Annotated in this window: 26 protein-coding genes, 1 pseudogene and 1 other annotated feature; of the genes and pseudogenes, 24 read left to right on the forward strand and 3 right to left on the reverse strand. The window is 42.1% G+C overall.

The features are described 5' to 3' along the window. The 24 genes and pseudogenes from AB5H98_RS07030 to tyrS form a co-directional block, all read left to right on the forward strand. Positions 1-187, forward strand: a pseudogene (locus AB5H98_RS07030) (ATP-dependent 6-phosphofructokinase); the annotation flags it as partial. Between the two features lie 107 nt (positions 188-294). Then, the gene (gene yunB / locus AB5H98_RS07035; protein WP_367925205.1) at positions 295-936 is read left to right on the forward strand and encodes a sporulation protein YunB; all 642 of its coding nucleotides are present in this window, start codon (positions 295-297) and stop codon (positions 934-936) included. Positions 937-994: 58 nt separating this feature from the next. Then, positions 995-2,983: an NAD-dependent DNA ligase LigA gene (ligA, locus tag AB5H98_RS07040; RefSeq protein WP_367925206.1), complete on the forward strand. Its 1,989-nt coding sequence runs from the start codon at positions 995-997 to the stop codon at positions 2,981-2,983. A 110-nt stretch (positions 2,984-3,093) separates the two neighbouring features. After that, positions 3,094-4,017: an ATPase, T2SS/T4P/T4SS family gene (locus tag AB5H98_RS07045; RefSeq protein ID WP_367925207.1), complete on the forward strand. Its 924-nt coding sequence runs from the start codon at positions 3,094-3,096 to the stop codon at positions 4,015-4,017. Beyond that, entirely contained in the window at positions 3,998-4,519 is a 522-nt protein-coding gene (locus AB5H98_RS07050) for a stage III sporulation protein AB (protein ID WP_367925208.1), read from the forward strand. Before AB5H98_RS07045 ends, AB5H98_RS07050 begins: the two co-directional genes overlap by 20 nt. Positions 4,520-4,547: 28 nt before the next feature. Further along, complete coding sequence (gene spoIIIAC, locus AB5H98_RS07055) at positions 4,548-4,742, forward strand: stage III sporulation protein AC (RefSeq protein ID WP_367925209.1); 195 nt, start codon at positions 4,548-4,550, stop codon at positions 4,740-4,742. Then, a complete protein-coding gene (locus AB5H98_RS07060) occupies positions 4,739-5,125 on the forward strand; it encodes a SpoIIIAC/SpoIIIAD family protein (RefSeq protein ID WP_367925210.1) in 387 nt (128 codons plus the stop codon). Before spoIIIAC ends, AB5H98_RS07060 begins: the two co-directional genes overlap by 4 nt. After that, complete coding sequence (locus tag AB5H98_RS07065) at positions 5,122-6,210, forward strand: hypothetical protein (protein WP_367925211.1); 1,089 nt, start codon at positions 5,122-5,124, stop codon at positions 6,208-6,210. The genes AB5H98_RS07060 and AB5H98_RS07065 overlap by 4 nt, the downstream gene beginning before the upstream one ends. A gap of 1 nt (position 6,211) precedes the next feature. Next, positions 6,212-6,661, forward strand: coding sequence for a hypothetical protein (locus AB5H98_RS07070; protein ID WP_367925212.1), 450 nt, complete (start codon positions 6,212-6,214; stop codon positions 6,659-6,661). Between the two features lie 16 nt (positions 6,662-6,677). Next, positions 6,678-7,223: a stage III sporulation protein AG gene (locus AB5H98_RS07075; protein WP_367925213.1), complete on the forward strand. Its 546-nt coding sequence runs from the start codon at positions 6,678-6,680 to the stop codon at positions 7,221-7,223. Positions 7,224-7,237: 14 nt separating this feature from the next. Further along, on the forward strand, positions 7,238-7,840 hold the full coding sequence (locus AB5H98_RS07080) for a SpoIIIAH-like family protein (RefSeq protein WP_367925214.1): 603 nt from the start codon (positions 7,238-7,240) through the stop codon (positions 7,838-7,840). 88 nt (positions 7,841-7,928) lie between these two features. Next, the gene (locus tag AB5H98_RS07085) at positions 7,929-8,312 is read left to right on the forward strand and encodes an Asp23/Gls24 family envelope stress response protein (protein WP_367925215.1); all 384 of its coding nucleotides are present in this window, start codon (positions 7,929-7,931) and stop codon (positions 8,310-8,312) included. A 54-nt stretch (positions 8,313-8,366) separates the two neighbouring features. Then, positions 8,367-8,786: a transcription antitermination factor NusB gene (nusB, locus tag AB5H98_RS07090; protein ID WP_367925216.1), complete on the forward strand. Its 420-nt coding sequence runs from the start codon at positions 8,367-8,369 to the stop codon at positions 8,784-8,786. A 4-nt stretch (positions 8,787-8,790) separates the two neighbouring features. Then, complete coding sequence (locus AB5H98_RS07095) at positions 8,791-9,732, forward strand: glycoprotease (protein ID WP_367925217.1); 942 nt, start codon at positions 8,791-8,793, stop codon at positions 9,730-9,732. Beyond that, positions 9,717-10,949, forward strand: a complete 1,233-nt coding sequence (gene xseA / locus AB5H98_RS07100) for an exodeoxyribonuclease VII large subunit (protein WP_367925218.1) — start codon at positions 9,717-9,719, stop codon at positions 10,947-10,949. Before AB5H98_RS07095 ends, xseA begins: the two co-directional genes overlap by 16 nt. Beyond that, a complete protein-coding gene (gene xseB, locus AB5H98_RS07105) occupies positions 10,927-11,142 on the forward strand; it encodes an exodeoxyribonuclease VII small subunit (protein ID WP_367925219.1) in 216 nt (71 codons plus the stop codon). The genes xseA and xseB overlap by 23 nt, the downstream gene beginning before the upstream one ends. A gap of 12 nt (positions 11,143-11,154) precedes the next feature. Next, the gene (locus tag AB5H98_RS07110) at positions 11,155-12,039 is read left to right on the forward strand and encodes a polyprenyl synthetase family protein (RefSeq protein ID WP_367925220.1); all 885 of its coding nucleotides are present in this window, start codon (positions 11,155-11,157) and stop codon (positions 12,037-12,039) included. A 15-nt stretch (positions 12,040-12,054) separates the two neighbouring features. Beyond that, positions 12,055-12,522, forward strand: a complete 468-nt coding sequence (locus tag AB5H98_RS07115; RefSeq protein WP_367925221.1) for a divergent PAP2 family protein — start codon at positions 12,055-12,057, stop codon at positions 12,520-12,522. Between the two features lie 16 nt (positions 12,523-12,538). Then, complete coding sequence (dxs, locus tag AB5H98_RS07120) at positions 12,539-14,410, forward strand: 1-deoxy-D-xylulose-5-phosphate synthase (RefSeq protein WP_367925222.1); 1,872 nt, start codon at positions 12,539-12,541, stop codon at positions 14,408-14,410. Next, positions 14,407-15,204 carry a TlyA family RNA methyltransferase gene (locus tag AB5H98_RS07125; protein WP_367925223.1) on the forward strand — a complete coding sequence of 266 codons (798 nt, stop codon included), beginning with the start codon at positions 14,407-14,409 and terminating at the stop codon, positions 15,202-15,204. The genes dxs and AB5H98_RS07125 overlap by 4 nt, the downstream gene beginning before the upstream one ends. Before the next feature lie 10 nt (positions 15,205-15,214). Next, positions 15,215-16,066 (forward strand): NAD(+)/NADH kinase, encoded by an 852-nt coding sequence (locus AB5H98_RS07130; RefSeq protein ID WP_367925224.1) that lies wholly within the window; start codon positions 15,215-15,217, stop codon positions 16,064-16,066. A 4-nt stretch (positions 16,067-16,070) separates the two neighbouring features. Continuing rightward, entirely contained in the window at positions 16,071-16,529 is a 459-nt protein-coding gene (locus AB5H98_RS07135) for an arginine repressor (protein ID WP_367925225.1), read from the forward strand. 20 nt (positions 16,530-16,549) lie between these two features. Further along, positions 16,550-18,244 carry a DNA repair protein RecN gene (recN, locus tag AB5H98_RS07140; RefSeq protein WP_367925226.1) on the forward strand — a complete coding sequence of 565 codons (1,695 nt, stop codon included), beginning with the start codon at positions 16,550-16,552 and terminating at the stop codon, positions 18,242-18,244. Positions 18,245-18,276: 32 nt separating this feature from the next. Beyond that, positions 18,277-18,510 (forward strand) — a binding site (T-box leader). A gap of 62 nt (positions 18,511-18,572) precedes the next feature. Further along, complete coding sequence (gene tyrS, locus AB5H98_RS07145; RefSeq protein WP_367925227.1) at positions 18,573-19,799, forward strand: tyrosine--tRNA ligase; 1,227 nt, start codon at positions 18,573-18,575, stop codon at positions 19,797-19,799. 48 nt (positions 19,800-19,847) lie between these two features. On the opposite strand, the gene AB5H98_RS07150 is transcribed toward tyrS, so the two are convergent. From AB5H98_RS07150 to dapA, 3 genes are all read right to left on the reverse strand, one after another. Next, a complete protein-coding gene (locus AB5H98_RS07150) occupies positions 19,848-21,092 on the reverse strand; it encodes a CapA family protein (RefSeq protein WP_367925228.1) in 1,245 nt (414 codons plus the stop codon). Beyond that, entirely contained in the window at positions 21,089-21,844 is a 756-nt protein-coding gene (gene dapB / locus AB5H98_RS07155) for a 4-hydroxy-tetrahydrodipicolinate reductase (protein ID WP_367925229.1), read from the reverse strand. Before dapB ends, AB5H98_RS07150 begins: the two co-directional genes overlap by 4 nt. An 85-nt stretch (positions 21,845-21,929) precedes the next feature. Continuing rightward, the gene (gene dapA / locus AB5H98_RS07160; protein ID WP_367925230.1) at positions 21,930-22,832 is read right to left on the reverse strand and encodes a 4-hydroxy-tetrahydrodipicolinate synthase; all 903 of its coding nucleotides are present in this window, start codon (positions 22,830-22,832) and stop codon (positions 21,930-21,932) included. Between the last annotated feature and the right edge of the window lie 23 nt (positions 22,833-22,855).

Genomic DNA, 22,855 nt, shown 5'->3' on the forward strand with positions numbered 1-22,855 from the left:
GCGCGATCGTGTTACTGCAAGTCGTATGGGCTATCATGCTATTGAGTTGCTGAATAAAGGCATCTTTAACCGTGTGGTTGCCACTCGCGCAGAATCGATTGTCGATTATGACATCTCTGTCGCGTTGTCGATGTATAAAACAATCGATACCACTTTGCTGGATATTTCTCAAGCGATTTCTATTTAATTTTGACTTTTTCAAAAGCCCCGTTGAAAAACGGGGCTTTTTCTATGCACTTTTTAGATGATGCCGGAATATACTGTTACGGAATTCGCAGGGAAGGGGGATTCTCTGTGCGCAGATATAAATACCGGCGTAAATTTGAACTAAAACTGAGTGGATGGGTCAAAGTTCTTTTATTTCTTGGAATACTATTTTTAATTTTAATTGAAATTGATATGCAACTTCGCCCGGTCATTACGACGATGGCAGAATATCAATGTCGTGTTGTTTCGATTTTGGCTATGAATGAAGCGGTAATGGATGAGCTGGAACAGGAACCTAATATTGGCGCAGAATTGGTACATGTTGACACACGTGAAGATGGTTCTGTTGTTTCTGTGGAAATTGACTCGGTTGAGATGAACCGATTGCAAGCGCGTTTAACAGACGCAGTTACCAATCGTCTTTTAGGAATTCAGCAACAGGATATTGGTATTCCTCTGGGAACGTTGACAGGTTGGCAATTACTTGCTGGACGTGGCCCAAAAATTCATTTGCAAATTTTGCCCACATCTTTTGTGGAAAGTGATATTGTAGATTCTTTGGAAACAGCAGGAATAAATCAGACGCAACATCGAATTTTCATTGATTTTAAAGTTGAAATGAGTGCAATTATGCCTGGATACTCTACAAGTGTAGTTGTAGAAAATCAGGTGTGTGTGGCGCAAACATTAATTGTGGGGGAAGTTCCTCAATTCTATGCTGGTAATTAAATTTTTAGTGCTTTTAAAGAGCTTTGTGGTATACTAAAATACAGGACGATAAAACGGGGTGAAGCAATTGAGCGATCTAACAATCCGTGAGGAATATGAAGCGTTAAAAAAGCAAATTGAGCATCATAGCCATTTGTACTATGATTTGGATGCTCCAGAACTGGATGATTATGAATTTGATCTTTTGACACAGAAATTGAAAAAGATAGAAAAAGATCATCCGGAATTTGTAACGACAGATTCTTATACACAGCATGTCGGTGGAAGTGTTTCTTCAAAATTCGAAAAAGTCACGCATACCGTGAAAATGGAAAGTCTACAAGATGTTTTTTCGTTGGAAGAAGTAAAAGAGTTTGATCGACGTATTCGAGATGCGGGAATCAATCCGCAATATGTTGTTGAGGCTAAAATTGATGGCTTGTCTATCAGTTTGGAATACAATGAAGGCAAATTTGTGCGTGGCTCTACACGTGGCGATGGTTTGGTGGGTGAAGACGTAACAGAAAACTTAGCAACCATCAAAGACATTCCTAAATATTTGGAAAACCCGCCAGCATTTTTAGAAGTGCGCGGAGAAGTTTATATGCCCAAGGATGCTTTTTTAAGACTTGTGGAAGAGCAGGAGCTCAATGATAAAAAACCTTTTAAAAATCCTCGAAATGCAGCGGCGGGATCATTGAGGCAGAAAGACAGTCAAATTACGGCTAAGCGTGGTTTGTCTTTGTTTATTTTTAATTTACAGCAAATCCAAGGAATGGAGTTGCATTCTCACAAAGAGAGCTTGGAGTATTTGGCTAATCTTGGATTTCCTGTCTCTCCTCGTCGTTCCCTTTTTAACTCCATTGATCAGGTTCTTGAAGAAATTCAAAAAATCGGTGAACTTCGTGGAACGCTTCCCTATGATATCGATGGTGCCGTAGTCAAAGTGGATTCCTTTTCTCAGCGGGCAGCACTGGGAAGCACCGCAAAATATCCTCGATGGGCAATTGCATTCAAGTATCCACCAGAGGAAAAAGAAACAGTTTTAAGAGAAATTGAGGTTTCTGTAGGTAGAACCGGTGTGTTGACTCCAACTGCTGTGTTCGATCCGATTCTTTTGGCGGGAACAACTGTTTCAAGAGCAATTCTTCATAATGAAGCATTTATTCGTGAGATGGATATCCGCTTGGGTGATACGATTCGTGTTCGAAAAGCGGGAGATATTATTCCAGAAGTTGTAACAGTGGTTGCCCGTGGTTCTGAAACCGCGCCATTTGAGATGCCTAATTTCTGCCCCTCTTGCGGCGAACCGGTAGCACATATGCAGGGAGAGGCTGCACTTCGCTGTACAAATCCAGAATGTCCCGCACAGGCCTTACGTAATCTTATCCATTTTGCAAGTCGTACAGCGATGGATATTGATGGCCTTGGAACAGCAGTTGCAACACAGCTTATAGAAAAAGGATATGTGCATAATGCGGCCGACTTATATGATTTGACGCTGGAACAATTATTGACTCTTGATAAATTTAAAGAAAAATCGGCTTCAAATCTGCTTAGTGCAATCGAAACATCCAAACAGAATAATCTAGACCGGCTTTTGTTTGCTCTTGGAATTCGAAATATCGGAAGTAAGGCTGCACTCTTGCTTGCAGAAACTTTCGGATCTATGCAGGCGCTTCAACACGCTTGTGCGGAACAAATGGATGCGATTGACGGCTTTGGCGGTGTGATGACAGAGAGCGTATTGGATTTCTTTGAAAAAGAAGGTACATCTGATTTAATCCGTAGACTCGTTGAGGCAGGAGTAAATATGACGTACCATGGAGAAGAAAAAACGGAACGCCTAAAAGGAATGACCTTTGTGGTGACGGGTACGCTTCCCAGTTTATCCCGAACTCAGGCAGAAAATTTGATTACGAAAAATGGGGGAAAAGCGGCCTCTTCTGTCTCTAAGAAAACAAGTTATGTTGTGGCGGGAGAAGCGGCTGGTTCAAAATTAACGAAAGCACAGGCATTGGGCATAACAATTTTAACAGAAGCAGATTTGCTTTCGATGGTGGAATAATTTTTATAATATATAAAAAGGCAGAAGAGTTTCATTGACTCTTCTGCCTTTTTTGTTCTAATGCCTGTCCTTCTTTCATATATTAAACCAAGAAAAAGGATGGTGGAAAAATGGATGCGTATTATGACGCCATTCGTTGGCTGCCCAAATCAATGGAAGTCTTGCTGCAAAAACTGCCAGAGTCTGAAGCGTCACAGGTAACCGAAATTCGCTTACGTTCTGAACGAGCTCTGTGTGTATGTAATGGAGTCAAAGAATTTTATTTTTGCTCGGATGGGAGAACGGTAACAAAACCGGACCAGGCTTTTCAAGTCACTCATCAGGCTATTTCTACCTGCTTTTTAGCTCTTTGTCGCTATTCTATACATAGCCATGCACGTTCGCTTGAAAACGGTTATCTTACACTTCCCGGAGGACATCGAGCAGGAATTTGTGGAAGTGCTTTTTATATGGACGACGGAAAATTTTCGGTTCAGAACATTACCAGTATTAATTTGCGCATAGCACGTACCAATCTTATTGTTTCCAATAATTTACTGCAAAGCTGTCTATGCAATACCAAAAATGGATTGATTTTTGCCGGTGAACCGGGAAGTGGCAAAACTACACTGCTACGCACCGCAATACAAATGCTTTCGGATGCAGGTGCTCAAGTCTCCGTCGTAGATGAAAGGGGAGAATTACTTCCGGTGGGAAGTCAAGGATTTGGAAGTCCACCGCCTTTTCGATGCGATGTGCTGTCTGGGTATCCCAAACATATTGGAATGCAGCACGCTTTGCGTGGTCTGGCACCCGATTATATTGTTTGTGATGAGGTGGGCGCTTTGGAAGACGTCGCGGCCATTGAACAGGCCGCTAACGCAGGCGTAAAACTGGTGGTTTCCATTCACGCGAGAAATTTGTCCGGTCTTGAACGGCGTCCTCAATATAAGGCGCTGCTTCGTACAGGCGCCTTTGATCAATTAATATTTTTGGATGGCCGCCAACGGCCCGGGCAAATTCGGGAGGTTTGCAATGTTTCAAATGAGTTTTAAATTGATGGGGGCATTTTTTATTTTTATTTCATGCGGCATTGCAGGATGGAGAAAAGGAGAACAATTAGCACGTCGGGTCCGCGTGCTAGAGGATATGATCGTTGTTTTAAATCATTTGCGAGATTCTTTACGATATGAGATTGGGTCAACTTACGAACTGCTTCAAAAAACCTCTAATAATATTCTGCTAAGAGAACTGAAGCTTCCCTTTGACAATCTTACAGATGATCCATCAATGGATGTACAGTTAAATAATATTCTGGAGGAATTACGCCAAAGGTATCATGAGATCGTTTATCAACATGAATTTCAATATTTTGAAAGCGGAATTTCAGGCCTGTTGCGTCTTCCGGCCGGGCAAGAAGAAAAGCTACTTGAATATTCTGCCGCACAGCTTTCTTTGCTTGTAATGAATGCGCGTAAGGAATGTGAACAGCAAAAAAAGCTTTACCGTGCAATAGGGCTTTCCTTTGGTGGAATGGCCGCGCTTTTGTTGTTATGAAATTCATTTTGTAAAAGGGGACAGGAATGTGAATATTGATTTTGTCTTCAAAATAGCCGCAATTGGAATTATCGTGGCTGTATTGAATCAATTGTTGATTCGTTCCGGAAGAGAAGAACAAGCTATGATGACAACCTTGGCCGGTTTGATCGTGGTATTGATGATGATCATTGAGCAAATCAGTACACTTTTCGAAACGATCAAAAACCTATTTTCATTATGATGACAGATATTTTAAAAATTTTGATATTTGCCTTGTTGGCGATGGTGGTCCTTAGTGTTTTAAAACAATATGGACAGGGATATGCACTTCTTTTTGCATTGGCGGCTAGTGCATTGTTGCTTGTTTGGGCTCTTGAACTTTTTTCTCCTGTTATGGAATGGGTTTTAGGGTTGACACGCATGTCGGATTTTGAAAATTTGTCTTGTGTTTTAAAGGCGGCGGCAATTATGATCCTGATGCAAAATGTTAAGGATCTGTGCAACGATGCTGGGCAACAGGCCTTAGCAGGGCAAGTTGAACTGGCAGGAAAAACGGCTATTCTTATTGCCGCATTGCCTCTTTTGCAGACCTTTACAAAAACACTTCAGGAGCTTTTGCAATGAAAAAAGGATGTTTAATCTTGCTGTTTTCTCTACTATTTTCTTCGGTGGCCTTTGCGGATCAGAATGATCTTGATATGGTTTCCTTCGAAGTGCCTCAGAGCTGGCAGCAAATGATTGAAGAGGCCCCCATCTCCGCGCAGGAATTTCAAAATATGTCTTTATCAGAGATAATAAAATTTTTTCAAGACCAGATAAAGGACACCGTCAAGGCGCCACTTCGTCTTGCAGGAAAGCTTATGGCGGTTCTAATTCTTTCAGGAATTTTAAAAAGCCTTTGTAGTGAAAAAACACTTTCATCTTTGGGCACAAGTTTTGATATGATCGTTGCAATTACGGTGTTTTTGGTGTGTAGTCCGCTGCTTATTCAACTGATGCAACAATTAAAATCAAATTTGGATGATTGTCAAACCTATCTCGCAATTTTTATCCCTGTATTCACCACTGCCATGGTAAGCTGCGGCCAAGCAGGAACTGCAGCTATCTACGGCGGGTTATTCCTGGGATTAGCCAATTTGCTCGCTGCTATTTTGTGTAACATCGGTATACCACTTCTTCAAGTGTTGCTTGTCTTAAGTGCATCTGGAATCGTTAAAACTCCTGTTGACTTTTTTGCGCTTACAAAAGGTCTTTCCAAATGGTGCCGTTGGTTGCTTACTCTCTGTGCAACAATTTTTGGCACTCTATTAACCCTTCAAAGCGTTTTTGCGCAGAGTGCGGATTCTCTTGCGTTAAAAACCGGAAAATTTCTTCTCAGCAGTAGCATACCCGTTGTGGGGAAAGCTGTTTCAGATGCTATGGGAAGCGTTCTCGCAGGCGTCAAGTTATTAAAAGGATCTCTTGGATTTGCAGCAGTGCTCATTATCGCTCTTATGTTTTTGCCTTTGATTTTCCAATGTGTTTTTTGCCAAATCATTTTTGGAGTTGGTGACATCGTCTCGGGAGCCACTGGCAATGATTCATGCGCAAAACTCTTCCGGAGTCTATCAGATTGTGTGAATTTACATCTGGCAATGGTAATTTTCTTTTCTTTCATTGTAGTGTCCACGACTGTTTTAATGATTCTTTTAGGGAGCGGAGGCGCATAAAATGGATCAGATGCGTCAATGGGTTATGACGTTATCACTTGCTTGCATCACGACTGGAATTTTGCAGCAATTTGTCGGAGCAAAAAAACAGGTTTCCTGCATAAAGCTTGTGTTTGCGTTATATATTTTAGTAACCGCACTCTCTCCCATTTCAGGTTTTTCTCAGTTCATTGAAACTGCACAAATTCCAAGCCTTAATATGGAAGAAAATTCTTTTGATACTCAACAGGAAATTTTGAACATTACGCAGCAAACTTTGGAAACTGAGATTGAACAAGAATTGTATTCAAATGGAATTCAGGCAAGAGCAACTGTTATACTGTCTGCTAACAAGCAGGATGTTACAATCGAAAAAGTAGAAATTTATACCTCTGCGAATGAGAGCGAGGTCCGCTCCTGCCTTTTGACATACTTCGAAACTGAGGTTGAAGTGGATGTCTATTCCACATGAAAGGATTTTGAGAGCAATGGATATTTTTAAAGACGTTTTTTCGAAATTTCAAAATAAAAAAAACTGGTTGTTCATTATCGGAATTATTGGGATCCTCTTAATTGGTTTTTCGGAGTTTTTGACTGAAAAGACATCAAATTCTTCTGAGATATCAAGCACCAAGGAAACCGATTCAGAAAGTATTTACCAAAAGGAAATGGAACAACGTCTTACCGAAATTATCTGCCAAGTGGAAGGGGCTGGAGAGGTGAGTGTAATGCTTACACTAGAAAGTGGTCCCGAAACGGTATATGCTCAAAATGAACAAAACCAGACACAAACCCAGCAAAACGAAGACGGTACCGTCCAAAAGCAAAGTTCTTATCAAAATGAGCATATTCTTTTTGACAGTGGAGACGGAAAACAGGCATTGGTGGAAGAACAACTTACGCCCGAAATCAGAGGCGTAGCCATTGTTTGTTCAGGTGGAGACGATATCGAAGTGATTGAGCGCATTACCGAACTGGTGAAAGTCGTTCTCGATTTGCCCAGCAACCGGATCTGCGTTACAAAAAAGATATAGACGGAGGATGGCATATGAAAAGCGCAAAAAGCAAACGGCAATTGACTCTTCTCACTTTGGTAGTGGCTCTGGGCGTAGCAGTATATCTAAACTGGGAATATGCAAAAGGAGATACTCCTCAGATTCTGGAAGAAACTGCTGCAGTCAGCGCACAGGTTCAGACCGACGCAGAGCAAGATGAAACCACACAGCCGGTTCTTGAAGCCTTGCCCGACAAAAATTATGGTGAAGCACAGCTTGTTAGTGCGGATGAAGAAAGCAATGACAAATATTTTGAACAGGCTCGATTGACCAGAACCAAAACACGCGATGAGGCGCTGGATACTCTTCAAAAAAGTTTAAAGGATTCCAGTTTGAGCGAAGAAGAAAAACAGAATTTGACCACAACACTTTCTTCAACACTTGAGAGCATTACTATTGAAAGTGATATTGAGAATATGGTGAAAGCCAAAGGATTTGCAGACTGTGTTGCGTTTATAGAAGGAGATAAGATCAACCTCGCGGTGAAAACCGGTGCAGAAGGGCTCGATAAAACAGAGGTTGCACAATTGCGAGACATTATTTTGAGTAAAATGGAAACCGAGGCCAAAAATATAAGTATTGTAGAAGTAAAATAGGTTGTTAAATATTAGAAGAAATGCTATAATGTTCTAAAAGTACCGTGGTATTTAACCGCGTTTGCCAGAAGGCAGGAGGCTTAATAGAATGGATGTTACCAATTCTGGTGCCATGAAAGGCAGTTTACAGATCTCAACAGATGTTATTTCGAAAATTGCAAAACTGGCCACTTTAGAAGTAGAAGGCGTAGACAATGTTTCTGGTGGCGTTTTATCAGGTACAGGTTTTGCTTTTGTTCGAAAAATGCCTATTCAAAAACCAATTGTTGTTGAGTTGACCGACGATGTAGCGGAGATTACTGTAAACGTTATTGTAAAGTATGGCTGCAGAATTCCGCAACTTTCTGAAAAAGTCCAGGAAAATGTAAAAAATGCTGTGCAGAATATGACTTGCATCACCGTTTCAAAAGTCAATGTAATTGTAACGGGAGTTGTGCAAGAAGCGACTGCACATGTTGAGGAAGAGGAGTAAATCTGACAAAGCCCTCCCGCCACTGCAGGAGGGCTTGTTTGTGTGAGGGACGTTATGAAAAGAAGAACCGCTCGTGAAAATGCTTTTATTGCTGCATTTGAATCCACATTTCACGCATGTGAGCTGGAAGAGATTGTCCGTTATTCGCGTGATTGTGGAGAGTATGCTGTGGATGAATTTGGAGAGGCATTGCTTGCTAATTATATAGCACATTTGCCTGAAATTGACGATATGATTCGTTCCAAATTGAAAGATTGGACGTTGGAGCGACTTCCACGTGTTAACTGCACCATTTTACGTCTTGCTGTCGCTGAGATGTGTTTTGGCGGACAAGACGATATGGATAGCATTGTAATCAATGAAGCAGTAGAACTTTCTAAAAAATATGCTGCCGGTGATGAAGATTATCAATTCATTAACGGCGTGCTCGGAGCCATTTCGCGCGAGAAGGCTGCTTTGGCAGAAGGTTATTAAAGCGATGTTTATTTTAGGAATTGATACCAGCAATTATGCAACCTCTTTGGCTGTTTATGATACGGATGCCAAAGAGGTTGTTTGTGATAAAAAAGAGTTTTTACCCGTAAAACCTGGGGCTCTGGGACTGCGTCAAAGTGATGCTGTATTCCATCATACAGCGGCATTTCCGAAAATGCTAAGTGAATTAAATGCCTCTGTGCCTTTAACGCAAATTGGCGCTGTAGGCGTATCCTGTAAGCCGCGTCCGGTGGATGGGTCTTATATGCCATGTTTTCTTGTGGGTCAAACCAATGCACAAAGCATTTGTTTGTGTAAAGGAATTCCGTTGATTGAGACAACGCATCAGCAAGGCCATGTCGCTGCTGCTCTGCTTGCATGCAAAAATCCTGCTCTTTTTGAACAACAAGCACTTGTATTCCATATTTCTGGTGGGACAACAGAGTTATTATTGTGTCATGGATATCATATATTGAAGAAAATTGGTGGAACAACCGATTTATATGCTGGACAAGCTGTGGATCGGATTGGTGTAAAAATTGGCTTTCCATTTCCAGCAGGGCCATTTGTTTCCCAAAAAGCAGAAGAATGCCAGGAGCTTATAAAGCCAAAGGTCAGTGTACGAGGAACCCAGTGCAGCCTTTCCGGGCTCGAAAATCAATGTTCTCGGCTTTTGGAACAGGGGTTTTCGCCTGCTTACGCTGCTAAATACTGCCTTCTGGCTGTTGCGCATACCGTGATTAAAATGATCGAGTCTGCACGAAAAAATTATCCAGGACTTCCGGTTGTTTGCGCTGGGGGCGTTATGAGTAGTACCATTATTCGAAGAGAAGTCGAGTCCACTGTAGATGATGTCTATTTTGTACCGGGTAAGTTTTCCAGTGACAATGCAATTGGTGTGGCGCTTATAGCCGGTCTTGAGGTGAATCAATGGCAAACATTATAACCGTTAGTGCATTGAATCGTTATGTAAAGACTCTTTTGGAGCGCGATTGCGTATTAACGGATATTGCGCTTCGGGGCGAAATTTCTAACTTTACCAATCATTTTAAGACGGGACATTTTTATTTTTCTTTACGGGATGAACAATGTTCTGTTAAGGCCGTTATGTTCCGCAGCTATGCTCAACAGCTCTCGTTTATTCCAGAAAATGGGATGCGTGTAATTATTCGCGGAAGAATTTCGTTGTTTGAACGTGATGGGACTTTTCAGGTCTATGTGGAAGATTTATTTCCAGATGGCATCGGGGCGATGCAACTTGCCTTTGATCAATTAAAACGGCGATTGGAAGAGGAAGGGCTTTTTGATTTGCAACATAAGAAAGCTCTACCTGTTATGCCGCAATGTATCGGGCTGGTTACCTCTAAAACGGGTGCTGCGATTCAGGATATTCTAAATGTCACTCGCCGTAGATATCCGATGGCGCATTTTCTCCTGGCTCCGGTTTCTGTTCAAGGAAACGATGCAGCTACGGAAATTGCATCTGCAATTCATCAATTGGATACAAGCGGCCAAGTAGATGTAATTATTGTCGCACGCGGTGGTGGTTCGAAAGAGGACTTGTGGGTGTTCAACGATGAGAGAATCGCGCGTGCGGCTTATGCATGTAAAACGCCTGTGGTTTCAGCGATTGGTCATGAAATTGATTTTTGCATTTTGGATTTTGTGTCCGACGTGCGAGCTCCTACGCCAAGTGCGGCGGCTGAATTAGTAATGCCTGATGTGCGAGCTGAATGGATACGTTTATACAAAATATACACAAATATTTGTAAAGAAATACAACAAAAGGTACGTTTGTGTTATAATAGGCTCAACGAACAAACGCGGGCGTCAGAACTCAACAATGTAAAAACATTTCCAATTCGAGAAAGAAAGGCACTTTTGCAGAAATGTGATTTACTGCAAAAGCAGATGACTTTTCTCCAAACCCATCGAACACAAAAATTGGCACATTATGCAGATTTATGTCATTCGTTGAATCCATATGAAGTTTTGGCCAGGGGATATGCCGTGGTTGAAAAGAACGACGAGATCATAAAAGAAGCCAATCAGTTAGCAACGGGAGATCGGGTGCAACTTCGTTTTCAAAACGGTTTTGTCAAATGCAAAGTTGAACAAGTTTTTTCCAAAGAGGAACAATATGAAAAAAGAAATGACATTTGAAACTGCGAGCGCGGAACTAGACGAAATTTTACAGGAATTGTCTCAGGAAACTACTACGCTTCAACGCAGTTTGGAATTATATTCTAAGGCTGCGGAGTTAGTAGCGTTTTGCAGTCAAACACTTGAAAATGCGCAATTAAAAATTGACGAGATTTCGGAAAAGCTGCAAGTGGTCGTTCCGCCACAGGAATGAGAGGTCCCGCTTATGGAATATGAACAGCAATACCAGTTTTATTTGAACCAAATTGAAACAAGGCTGCATGAGATTGAAAGAGATGTATGGAATCCTGAATCTCAAATTTCGAAAGCTGCCTTTTATAGCCTTCTCGGCGGCGGAAAGAGAATTCGTTCCATTCTCTGTATGGCTGTTTGTGATATGTTAGGCGGGCCGCTCAAACTGGCATGTGAATACGCCTCGGCACTCGAAATGGTCCATTGTTATTCTCTCATACACGATGACCTTCCTTGTATGGATAACGACGACTTCCGACGCGGAAAGCCATCTTGTCATAAGGCATTTGGAGAAGCCCAAGCGCTTTTAGCGGGTGATGCTCTTTTAACGGGGGCATTCGAAATTTTGGCCTGTGCACCTTGCGCTCATGCACAACAAAATGTTGAAGCTGTTAAAATTCTTAGTCGAGCAGCAGGATGCTGTGGCATGATTTGGGGACAAGAGTTGGATTTGCGCTTTGAGAAAGAAGCCGCCACGGAACAGCAATTACAGACAATTCATGAAAACAAAACAGGTAAGCTAATAGATGCTTCTGCTCAACTTGGTGCAGTTGCTGCCTGCGCAGATTCTTCTTCAATTGCTGTCATTTCTGATTATGCGTTTTCGATTGGTCTTGTTTTTCAAATTGTAGATGACATACTTGACGTAACAGCAACATCGGAGGTTTTAGGAAAACCGGCTGGCAGTGACCAGGAAAACGGGAAAACAACCTTTGTGACTCTTTATGGGATACCTCGTTCATTGGAAATGGCAAAAGAGATCACGGAAAAGGCTTGTAGCGATATTCGAAAAAAGTTTGGAGAGAAAGCGGTTTTTTTAGAAAAATTAGCATATTCGCTATTACAACGCAACAAATAAACAGGAGCGTGGACGATGCAGATTCTTCAAAAATTGTTTTTCGGGAATTATATTTTGTCAGTTGCATTGATTTCTTGGCTGGCGGCACAGGTCAGCAAGACGGCTATCAATTTTTTCCTCAGTGGAAAATTTGATGCGGAACGTCTTTGGGGAGCGGGCGGAATGCCCAGTGCTCACTCTGCACTTGTTTGTTCGCTTTTTATGGCAACCGCAAAACTGGAAGGGCTTAATTCTCCTTTTTTTGCCTTTGCCTTTATTTTGGCTGCTATTGTTATGTATGATGCAATGGGTGTTCGTCATGAAACCGGCGAGCAAGCTAAAGTGTTGAACCGAATGATGCAAGGATGGCTGGATGACAACATCGAAAATATTCTTCCGCAAAACGGAAAAATGCTAAAAGAAAAAGTCGGACATACTCCGTTTGAGGTATTGTCTGGCGCGCTTTTGGGTATTTTAATTGCAGTACTAATTCCTGTCCCTTGAAAAATTTCACAGCGAGGTGAGAAAGACGGGTTACTTAGAACAGATTAGTAGTCCTGCCGATGTAAAAAGGCTCACTCAGGAACAGCTTAAGATTTTGTGTAAAGAAATCCGCTCTTTTTTAATTGAAAATGTTTCCAAAACTGGTGGACACCTTTCATCAAATTTGGGTACTGTGGAATTGACCGTAGCACTCCACAAGGTATTTACCACACCCCAGGATAAAATTGTTTGGGATGTTGGACATCAATGTTATACCCATAAAATCTTGACTGGACGTCGAGCGGAATTTATCCATCTTCGCCAGCAAAATGGTTTGAGCGGTTTTCCAAACCCTGCAGAAAGTCAACATGATGCTTTTATTGCCGGCCATGGAAGTACGGCACTTTCTGCCGCTATTGGTCTTGCACAAGGCAAACGACTACGTGGCGAAAAGGGAAAGGTGATCGCCATTATCGGTGACGGCGCTTTTACCGGTGGGATGGTATATGAAGGAATGAACAATATTCGTTCATTGTCCAACTTGATCGTCATTTTGAATGACAATAAGATGTCCATTTCCAAAAATGTTGGTTCTGTAGCACAATATTTAACGCAACTTCGAACCAGCCCCGGGTATTTTAAAGCAAAACGAGACGTTCAGTCTGTTTTAGATGCTGTACCGTTGATTGGACCGCCGGTGAGAAGAGGAATTCAAACGGTGAAATCTGCTTTTCGCAGATCATTGTATCATTCTACAATGTTTGAAGAAATGGGATTTCAGTATGCGGGCCCCATCAATGGTCATGATATTGGCGAATTGTGTGATCTTTTTTCAGCGTACCAATATGAACAAACCGCACCGATGTTTTTTCATATTTTGACTGTAAAGGGGAAAGGGTTTGAACCAGCAGAAAAAAATCCCGGAGAGTTCCATGGAGTTTCTGCATTTGACCTTGATCATATCACAGATCCTGATGTAGCTCCGCCTAGCAGTTTTTCCACTGTTTTTGGAGAAGAGTTGGCTAAGCTTGCGCAGAACGATTCTTCCGTTTGTGCAATTACTGCTGCTATGAAATATGGCACAGGTCTGCAATATTTCTATAAACAGCATAAAAACCGATTCTTTGATGTAGGAATGGCAGAAGAACACGCAGTTACTTTTTCGGCTGGGCTAGCGCAGGCAGGCATGAAACCAGTTGTAGCACTTTATTCTACTTTTCTTCAACGCGCCTATGACCAGTTGATTCATGATGTGTCTTTACAAAATGCTAATGTTTTGGTTGCAGTTGACCGAGCTGGATTAGTTCCAGGAGACGGAGCCACTCACCAAGGAATTTTTGACGCGGCGCTTTTTAGTCAAATTGATAATTTTAAAGTGGTTTCTCCCTGTAATTATGCGGAAACTCGGTATTGGCTAAAAAAACTTTTGTCTGAAAGCGGACCAAAGGCAATTAGATATCCGCGCGGCGAAGAGGAGTCTGTGCTTTCGGATCTTCCGTGTACGGGCAATGAATATGATTTGTATCATTTTGGCAAAGAGAGTTCGTTGTTTGCGTTTGTATGTTACGGTGCTGAGTCCGCACAAGTTTTGCAGGCTGCGAAACAGCGTGTAAAAAACGGGGAGCCTTCTATTGATGTTTTGAAACTTTGTGTCATTCATCCAATTTCTGAAGATATAGCCGACAAGCTTTTAGCGTATAAGCAGATTGTCTTTGTCGAAGAGGGAATCATGCGTGGTGGAATTGGAGAACATCTAGAACACCTTTTGAGAAAATCAGGTTTTGCGGGAACCTATCAACATATTGGGCTTCCCAGTCTTGGAATTTCACACGCTAGTGTTGAACAGCTTCGGTGTCAATTTGGATTGGATAAAGATTCATTATCGAAAATTGAAAGAGGTATATTGTGAAAATTCGTTTGGATCAGTATTTGTGCCAGCACGGCTTTGCACAAAGCCGTGAACGAGCCAAAGCTCTGATTATGGCCGGAATTGTCTATGTCGGAGAAGAAAAAAGTGACAAACCTGGCAATATGATTGATGAAAATGCACATGTAGAGGTCCGTGGACAAGATATTCGCTACGTCAGTCGAGGCGGATTGAAACTAGAAAAGGGCATGCAGGTATTTCCTATAACTCCCAAGGGAAAAGTCTGTATGGACATTGGTGCATCTACAGGCGGTTTTACGGACTGCATGCTTCAAAATGGGGCTATAAAGGTTTATGCTGTAGATGTAGGTTATGGACAGCTTGCATGGTCCTTGCGTTGCGATGAGCGAGTTATTAATATGGAGCGAACCAATATTCGTCATGTTACGCGGGAACAACTAGAAGATTCCATTGAATTTTTCAGTGTGGATGTTTCTTTTATTTCTTTAAAACATATTTTTCCTGTTGCACAAAATATTACTTGTGAACACGCTCAAGGAATTTGTCTAGTAAAACCTCAATTCGAAGCCGGCCGAGAAAAGGTAGGAAAGAAAGGCGTGGTGCGCGAAGCGCAAACACACTGTGAGGTAATCGAAGCTGCCAGCCGGTATGCGGTTGAAAACGGTTTTTCTGTGTTGGGGCTTGATTATTCTCCGATAAAGGGGCCCGAGGGAAATATAGAATTTCTAATGTATGTGGAAAAGAATTCCGCTCCGATAGGCCTTTCTGTGGAACAAATTAACATGGTCGTAGAGCGGGCACATCAATCGTTGTAAGGTGAACGAAATGACGGTATTTCTGGCGCTTAATTTAGGTAAGGAACAATCGGTACCCATTGCTCGAAAGGTAATTGCCATTTTCCAAAGGCTTAACGTTCAAGTAATCTTAGAAAAAAGAGCATTTCCTTTTTTTCAACAAGAAACATTTGTTCGCTTTATGTTACAGAACGATGCATTGTCTGAGTGCGACATTATTATCACCATTGGTGGAGACGGTACAATTTTACATATTGCTCGATATAGCCTTGGCTCTGGAAAACCTTTGTTCGGCATTAATTTAGGACGAATGGGATTTCTTGCCACGGTGGAGGAAAATGAACTGGAGACCAAACTGGCCCGTCTCGTAAAAGGTGATTATACGCTCGATCAGCGAAGGCTTTTATCGGTTTCTGTGCAGGGGAAAAACACTTTTCAAAAATACGCTTTAAATGATTTGGTAGTTTTTAAACGTAGTATCGCTCAAACTGTTGATGTTCAAATCTGGTGCGATGATATTCTGGTTAATCACTATCAAGGAGATGGAGTTGTAGTAGCAACTCCCACTGGTTCTACTGCTTATTCTCTTTCTGCTGGCGGACCAGTATTGGATGCGCGTATTTCTGGATTGGTGGTTACACCAATTTGTGCACATAGCATGCATAGCCCTCCTATGGTTTTTTCGGCAGAACGAAAACTCCGAATTCAAGTCTCTTCACCTACGCAAGAGTTTGCGTTTTTAAGTTGCGATGGAATGCAGGAAGAACAGATTGCGAGGGACGATATAGTAGATGTATCGCTTTCTGCACACTATATTTCCTTGATCTGTTTTAATGAAGCCGATCAGTTTGAGGCAATTGATAAAAAACTGAAAGGACGGTAACTGAATGAAAAATGCCCGGCATAGCAAAATTTTAGAATTAATAGAGCAACATCCCATTGATAAACAAGAAGAATTGTTAAGTCACTTGAGACGAACTGGCTTTGATGTAACTCAAGCAACGGTTTCGCGTGATATTCGGGAGTTAGGTCTTGTGAAAATTGCAACTGGAAATGGTGGTTATCGTTATGTGGCTGCCTCTGGTGCTGGAAGATCCGCGCATTCTCCTAGCCGATTCGAAACAATTTTTCGTGAATCGGTTCTCCGGGTGGATTATGCGGGACATATTGTTATGGTAAAATGTTATACTGGTATGGCCAATGCTGCTTGTGAAGTATTTGATGCAATGGTTTGGAATGGCGTAGTTGGAACATTGTCTGGTGATGATACGTTTATTGTTTTGATGCGGGAGGAAAAAACAGCAGCCCAGCTTTGCCAAGAGCTTGCAAAATATATTCCTCACTGAGTCGACAAACGGAGATAATTATGCTGTGTGAATTAAAAATTGAGAATGTTGCAGTAATTGAACAAGCTACGGTTCGCTTTACAGACGGGCTAAATGTGCTTTCTGGTGAAACCGGAGCTGGTAAATCAATTCTAATTGACTCAATCAACGCGATTTTGGGAAATCGAACGTCTCGCGAGATGGTTCGAAGTCATACTTCCAAGGCGCGCATCTGGGCTACTTTTAGCAAGTTGCCTTCTAAAGTTTGCCATCAGATTGAACAAGCGGGTTATGAAGTAGGCGATGAATTGCTCTTATATCGTGAGATTGGTGCAGATGGAAAAAGTATCTGCCGTGTAAATGGCATGCCAGCTACCGCTTCTGCTGTGCGCTCTCTTTGTTCCGGCCTGATTGCGATTCACGGACAGCATGATAACCAGAGCCTCATGGATTCGTCTACACATCTAGGTGTATTGGATGCTTTCGCTCAAAACCAAAAAAAACATGAAGAATATTATACGGTTTATCGAAAATTATGCAAGGTGAAAAAGAAAATTGATTCCTTGGAAATGGATGAATCGGAAAAAGAAAAACGCATGGAACTTTTGCGGTTTCAATGTGAGGAAATCGAAATGGCGCAGCTTACTTCTGGTGAGGAAGAAGAATTGGTGCAGCGCCGCGATTTAATTCGTCATGCACAAAAAATTACAGAACAGCTTACCTTAGCTTATCAGGCATTAGATGGTGCTGATGAAAACTCTGGAGCAGCGGAAATGTTGGGAAGTGCATCCTCAGCTCTAGAAAGTATTCGTAATTATGACGAGAATCTTTCCAGTGTCAGCGAAAAGCTCAGCGATTTATATTACGTCGCTAGAGATGTTGCCAGCGATATTGCTAACTTACTTGATCAAATGGATTTTGATTCCCGAGAATTGGATCAAGTGGAAGAACGCCTGGATTTAATTTACAGGCTAAAGCAAAAATATGGCCAGAGCATCGATGAAATTTTGACTTATTTCGAAAATGCGCGGAAAGAACTGCATTCCATTGAAACCAGTACCGAACAATTGGAAAAATTGTATCAGGAACAGGCGGATTTGTATGAAAAAGCGAAACGTTTAGCCGATGTTCTGACCCAAACCCGTATGGATGCATTTCAACGCTTCAACGAACAGATTACAGAGGCACTGGCTTTCTTGAATATGCCAGGAATCCGATTTGTACTTCATCATCAAAAGGGACCGTTGGCGTCTTCAGGACAGGATCAAATTGAATTTTATATTTCTACCAATGCAGGCGAAGAGGCCAAATCGCTCGCTAAAATTGCATCCGGCGGTGAACTTTCGCGAATTTTGTTGGCTGTAAAGAGCGCTTTGGCCGATAAGGATGAAATTGGAACGGTCATTTATGATGAAATCGATACAGGTGTCTCGGGTCTTGCAGCGGGAAGAATTGGAGAGAAATTGAAACAAACGTCCCAAGGTCGACAGGTGATTTGTATCACTCACACTGCACAAATTGCGGCTTTTGCGGATGAACATCTTTTGATTCAAAAACATGTTCGAGGCGATCGAACATTTACAGAAATCCATTCGTTGGATGAGTCTCAGCGCGTTAAGGAACTGGCTAGGATTATTTCGGGTGATAATATTACAGAGATTGCTTTGGCCAATGCGCGTGAGATGATGCAAATCCATCGTGCGGATCAATTGAAAAAATCAAATTCTCTTGTTTGACAAGGAAGGCGATTCGTGCTAAACTGAGTTGAGTAAACGCAATGACGGGAACCAGTAGCTATGTTGAGCGGCATAGAGAGCCCCTGGTTGGTGAAAAGGGGAGCGGGACACATAGTGAATACATCCCTGAGCGGCAGTTCTGAACATAAAAGTAGGTTCTGACGGGTGCGCCCGTTAAAGCGTGGTCGTGTTCACTGGACACGCAGAGGCTGGCTTTGTGAAAAGTCGGTAAACAGAGGTGGTACCGCGAATTTCTCGCCCTCTGCCAATTGCGATTGGCAGAGGGCGTTTTTCGTTCTTTGCCGGAAAAACCAAAGGGGGAAAAACAATGGAAAAGAACGTATTCGATTTATTTCAGGAGCGTGGTCTGGTAGCTCAGGTCACCGACGAAGAGGCGGTCCGAAATTTACTGGGACGAGAAAAAATTACATTTTATACGGGATTTGACGCAACCGCAGACAGTTTACATGTTGGCCATTTTATGCAGTTGATTGTTATGCGTCATATGCAACAAGCTGGACATCGTCCAATCATCTTGCTGGGTGGCGGCACAACAATGGTTGGTGACCCCACTGGAAAAACGGATATGCGTAAAATGCTATCCAAGGAGCAAATTCAACATAATGTCGAATGCTTCAAAAAGCAGATGAGCAAGTTTATTGATGTCTCCGACGGAAAAGCTCTGTTTTTGAATAACGCAGATTGGTTGTTGAATTTGAACTACATCGATTTTCTTCGCGAAATCGGAGTTCATTTTTCTGTCAATAAAATGCTCACTTATGAATGCTTTAAAACTCGTTTAGAGAGAGGACTATCTTTTATCGAATTCAATTATATGCTAATGCAAAGCTACGACTTTTTGCAGTTGGCACGAAAATATAATTGTAAAATGGAATTTGGCGGCAATGATCAATGGTCCAATATCATTGGTGGCGTAGAATTGAACCGCAGATGCGACGGACGTGATGTATACGGAATGACCTTTACTCTTTTGACCACTCGTGAAGGCAAAAAAATGGGTAAAACAGAAAAGGGAGCCGTGTGGCTCGATCCGGAAAAAACATCTCCGTATGAATTTTTCCAATACTGGCGCAATATTGATGATTGCGAAGTACAGAATTGCCTTAAACTGCTGACAAATGTTCCCGTAGACGAAATTGAAGCAATTGATATGACCGATGGACGTTCCATTAACAACGCCAAAGAACGGCTGGCTTTTGAATTGACCAGTCTTGTTCATAGCAAAGAGGATGCACAAAAAGCGCTCGATACTGCGCGCAGTCTTTTTGGTGGTGGTGCGGATGCAGAGCATATGCCGTCTACTACTTTGTCACCTGATCTTGTTTCGGACGGAGCGGTAACTTTGTTGGACGCTATGGTCGCAGCAAAATTAACCGCCAGCAAAGGAGAGGCCCGTCGTTTGATTCAGCAAGGCGGAATTTCTCTGGACGGTCAAAAAATTGAAGACCCGATGCATACAATTTCTGTAGAACAGCTTTCGAATGGCGTAGTAATCAAAAAGGGCAAAAAGGTTTATCATAAAATTAGTCTTTAATTTATAAATAAAAAAGTCCGCATTGCTTTTGTTCAATGCGGACTTTTTTTATTCCAGAACAAGATATTCTGCTGGAATATTCTCCTCCAAGACCGATTGGATATAAGTACGACTCAATGAACCGTTTCCATGGCTAGCAGCCAATTCGTCCGTATAGTCTCGGAACAAATATGCTCTTGCATTCTGGAAGTTTGCATCATAGTGCATCACTTCCGGAATGGCCTTCACATTGTCAATTACACAACTGGAAACGGTTCCGTCCGGTTGTGTAGTTTTTACAATGTCAAATGTTAAAATAATACCAATCAGGTTATCTGCCTGAATTTGAGTAGATACAAAATTTCCAAGTGAATAGGCGACAGGGACTTGCTTTCCATTGGAATCAGTCAAAACCTCGATTGTCTGAACGACATGTGGATGGGTACCAATAATGATATCCGCACCCCAATTTGCAATTTTCTGTGCCAAACTTCTCTGCGCATCATTTACGATATGACTGTTTTCAGTCCCCCAATGCACACCCACAACTACGATATCGGCCAAAGATCTGGCTTGCTCAATTTGAAATTGAATTATATCTTCCTGCGAAGTATAAATGATATTGGCTGTTGCATCTTGTGGTGTGGGAATTCCATTGGTGGAATCTGTATAGGCCAAATAGGCAATGCGAACTCCATTTTTTTCTTGTATGGGAATATTGTAATAGTCATTTTCTCCCGCGAATAACCCTGTGGTTACCACATCGTCCGGCATGGAGTCCCAAAAACGTCTGGTTGCAGCAATTCCTTGTGCGCCTTTATCGTAGGAGTGGTTGTTAGAAAGAGAAAAGACACGAAAACCAATGTCATACATTTCCCGAGCCAAGTCACCAGGAGTACAAAAACACGGATAAGAAGAAGGCGGTAATTCATCCGTCACCAATGTTTCCTGATTGATCCAGTTGATGTCAAAATTTTGATAAAAAGGCGCTACATTTTCATATAGATATTGAAAGTCATAACCGTCTCCACCAGCGCGTTTGCTCGCCTGTAAATAAAGGCCATCATGTATCAAGTTGTCTCCCGTAGCCGAGAAGTGAAGTGTAGTGACCGTCGGTTCCTGTACTTGACTGGATGATGCCGAACTTTCTTCTGTAAGAGTACTGGTTATACTATTCGAAACTTGTGTGGCAGCCATTCTAAAATTGTTTTCTCCAATGTACAAAAAAACACATGCCGCCATGAGAACCATTCCAACTACAAGAAAAATCATGCCAGTTGCGTGTTTGCGTCGATTAGACCTTCTCTTTTTCATGTAACAATCAAATCCTTCATTGTGTATTTTCCTGGTGGCTGATGAGACAACCACATAGCCGCACGTAATGCTCCACGAGCGAACACCATTCGTGAAGAGGCATGGTGCGATAGTGTTAATGATTCGTCTGCTCCGGCAAAGAGAATTTCGTGCTCTCCGGCAATTGTTCCGCCTCGCACCGAATGAATTCCAATTTCACCCATTGCACGTTTTTTCTGCCCTTTACGACCATACGTAAAAAATAGTTCTTTATCTGCGTTCCGCAGGCTTTTGGCAATACTCAATGCTGTTCCACTAGGAGAATCTACCTTGCCGCGATGATGTCTTTCTATAATCTCAATGTCAAAGTCTTCGCCCAAAGCCTTTTGCGCCACCAAAGCTAATTCGGTAAGCACATAGATTCCAAGTGACATATTGGCGCTTTCAAAAATGGGAATAAGCGTTGAAGCCCGCTGTAACACCTTTTCTTGTGCAACAGAAATTCCAGTTGTACCCACCACATACGGTATTTTTCGTTCACAACACCATTCAACCGTATCTGTAAGTAATTCCGGAACCGAAAAATCAATCACTACATCGGCCGGTGGAATATCATTGCCAAGTTTAGTAAAAACAGGGAACTCCATTTGTTGTCGAGAATCCTGTGAACAATCTATGCCCGCCTGAATAGACATTTCGTGATTCTGTGCCACAAGCTGTGAAATGGCCGTCCCCATTTTTCCGCAGCACCCAAGCAAAAGAATGTCAAGCATTGTCGAAAACTCCTTTCTTGATTATAACATAACAGCTCTCTCTGTAAAGTTTTTTCAGAGAGAGCTGTTTTAGAAAATTGAATTTTTAACAACACCGCATTACTGGAAGCCCGGCACTCAGCAAAGCATTTTGCACCCTTCTTATATCCGCCTTAGTGGGAGTAGGCAAGGGTAGTCGGCAATGTCCCACATCAATTCCCATAAGAGAAAGCGCCGCTTTCACCGGTATGGGATTTACATCACAAAAAAGAGCTTGTGCCAAATCCAGATATTGCTTTTGAAGCCTCGCGCTCAATTCGCATTCTCCATCAAAGTAGGCATAACAAATCTCATGTACAATTTCTGGCAACAAATTGGCCAATACAGAAATAACACCCATCCCGCCGAGTGAAAGTAGGGGTACAATCTGATCATCGTTTCCCGAATAAACCGGCAAATCGTCTCCACAGAGAGTAATGGTCTGCGCAATAGAACTAAAATTTCCACTTGCTTCTTTAGCGCCTACGATCAATGGATGCTTTGATAAAGCAAAATAGGTTTCCGGTTGAATATTCACTCCTGTTCTGGACGGAACATTATAAAGGATGCACGGAGATTGCACCTCATCTACAATTTTTGTAAAATGTTCCACCAATCCCATTTGATTGGTTTTATTATAATAGGGAGTGACTAATAAGAAACCATCCACATCCAGTTTTTTTGCTTCTTTTGAAAGTTCAATGGCATGTCTGGTATTGTTAGAACCCGTTCCAGCAATGACCGGGACACGATGTTTTGCCGCTTGTACAGCACAAGCAATCGCTGCCAAATGTTCTTCATCGTCTAATGTAGGCGCTTCTCCGGTTGTTCCACAGATGATAATTGCATCCGTATGGTGTGCAATTTGATATTGTACTAATTTTTCAAGAAGATCAAAATTTACACTTCCATCCTCGCGCATTGGCGTCACCAATGCAACTCCGGATCCTTTGAAAAGAAATTGCTTCATAAAGGACCCCTCGCTTTCAAGAG

It is taken from the genome of uncultured Ruthenibacterium sp. (assembly GCF_963558415.1).
GTDB lineage: Bacteria > Bacillota > Clostridia > Oscillospirales > Ruminococcaceae > Ruthenibacterium.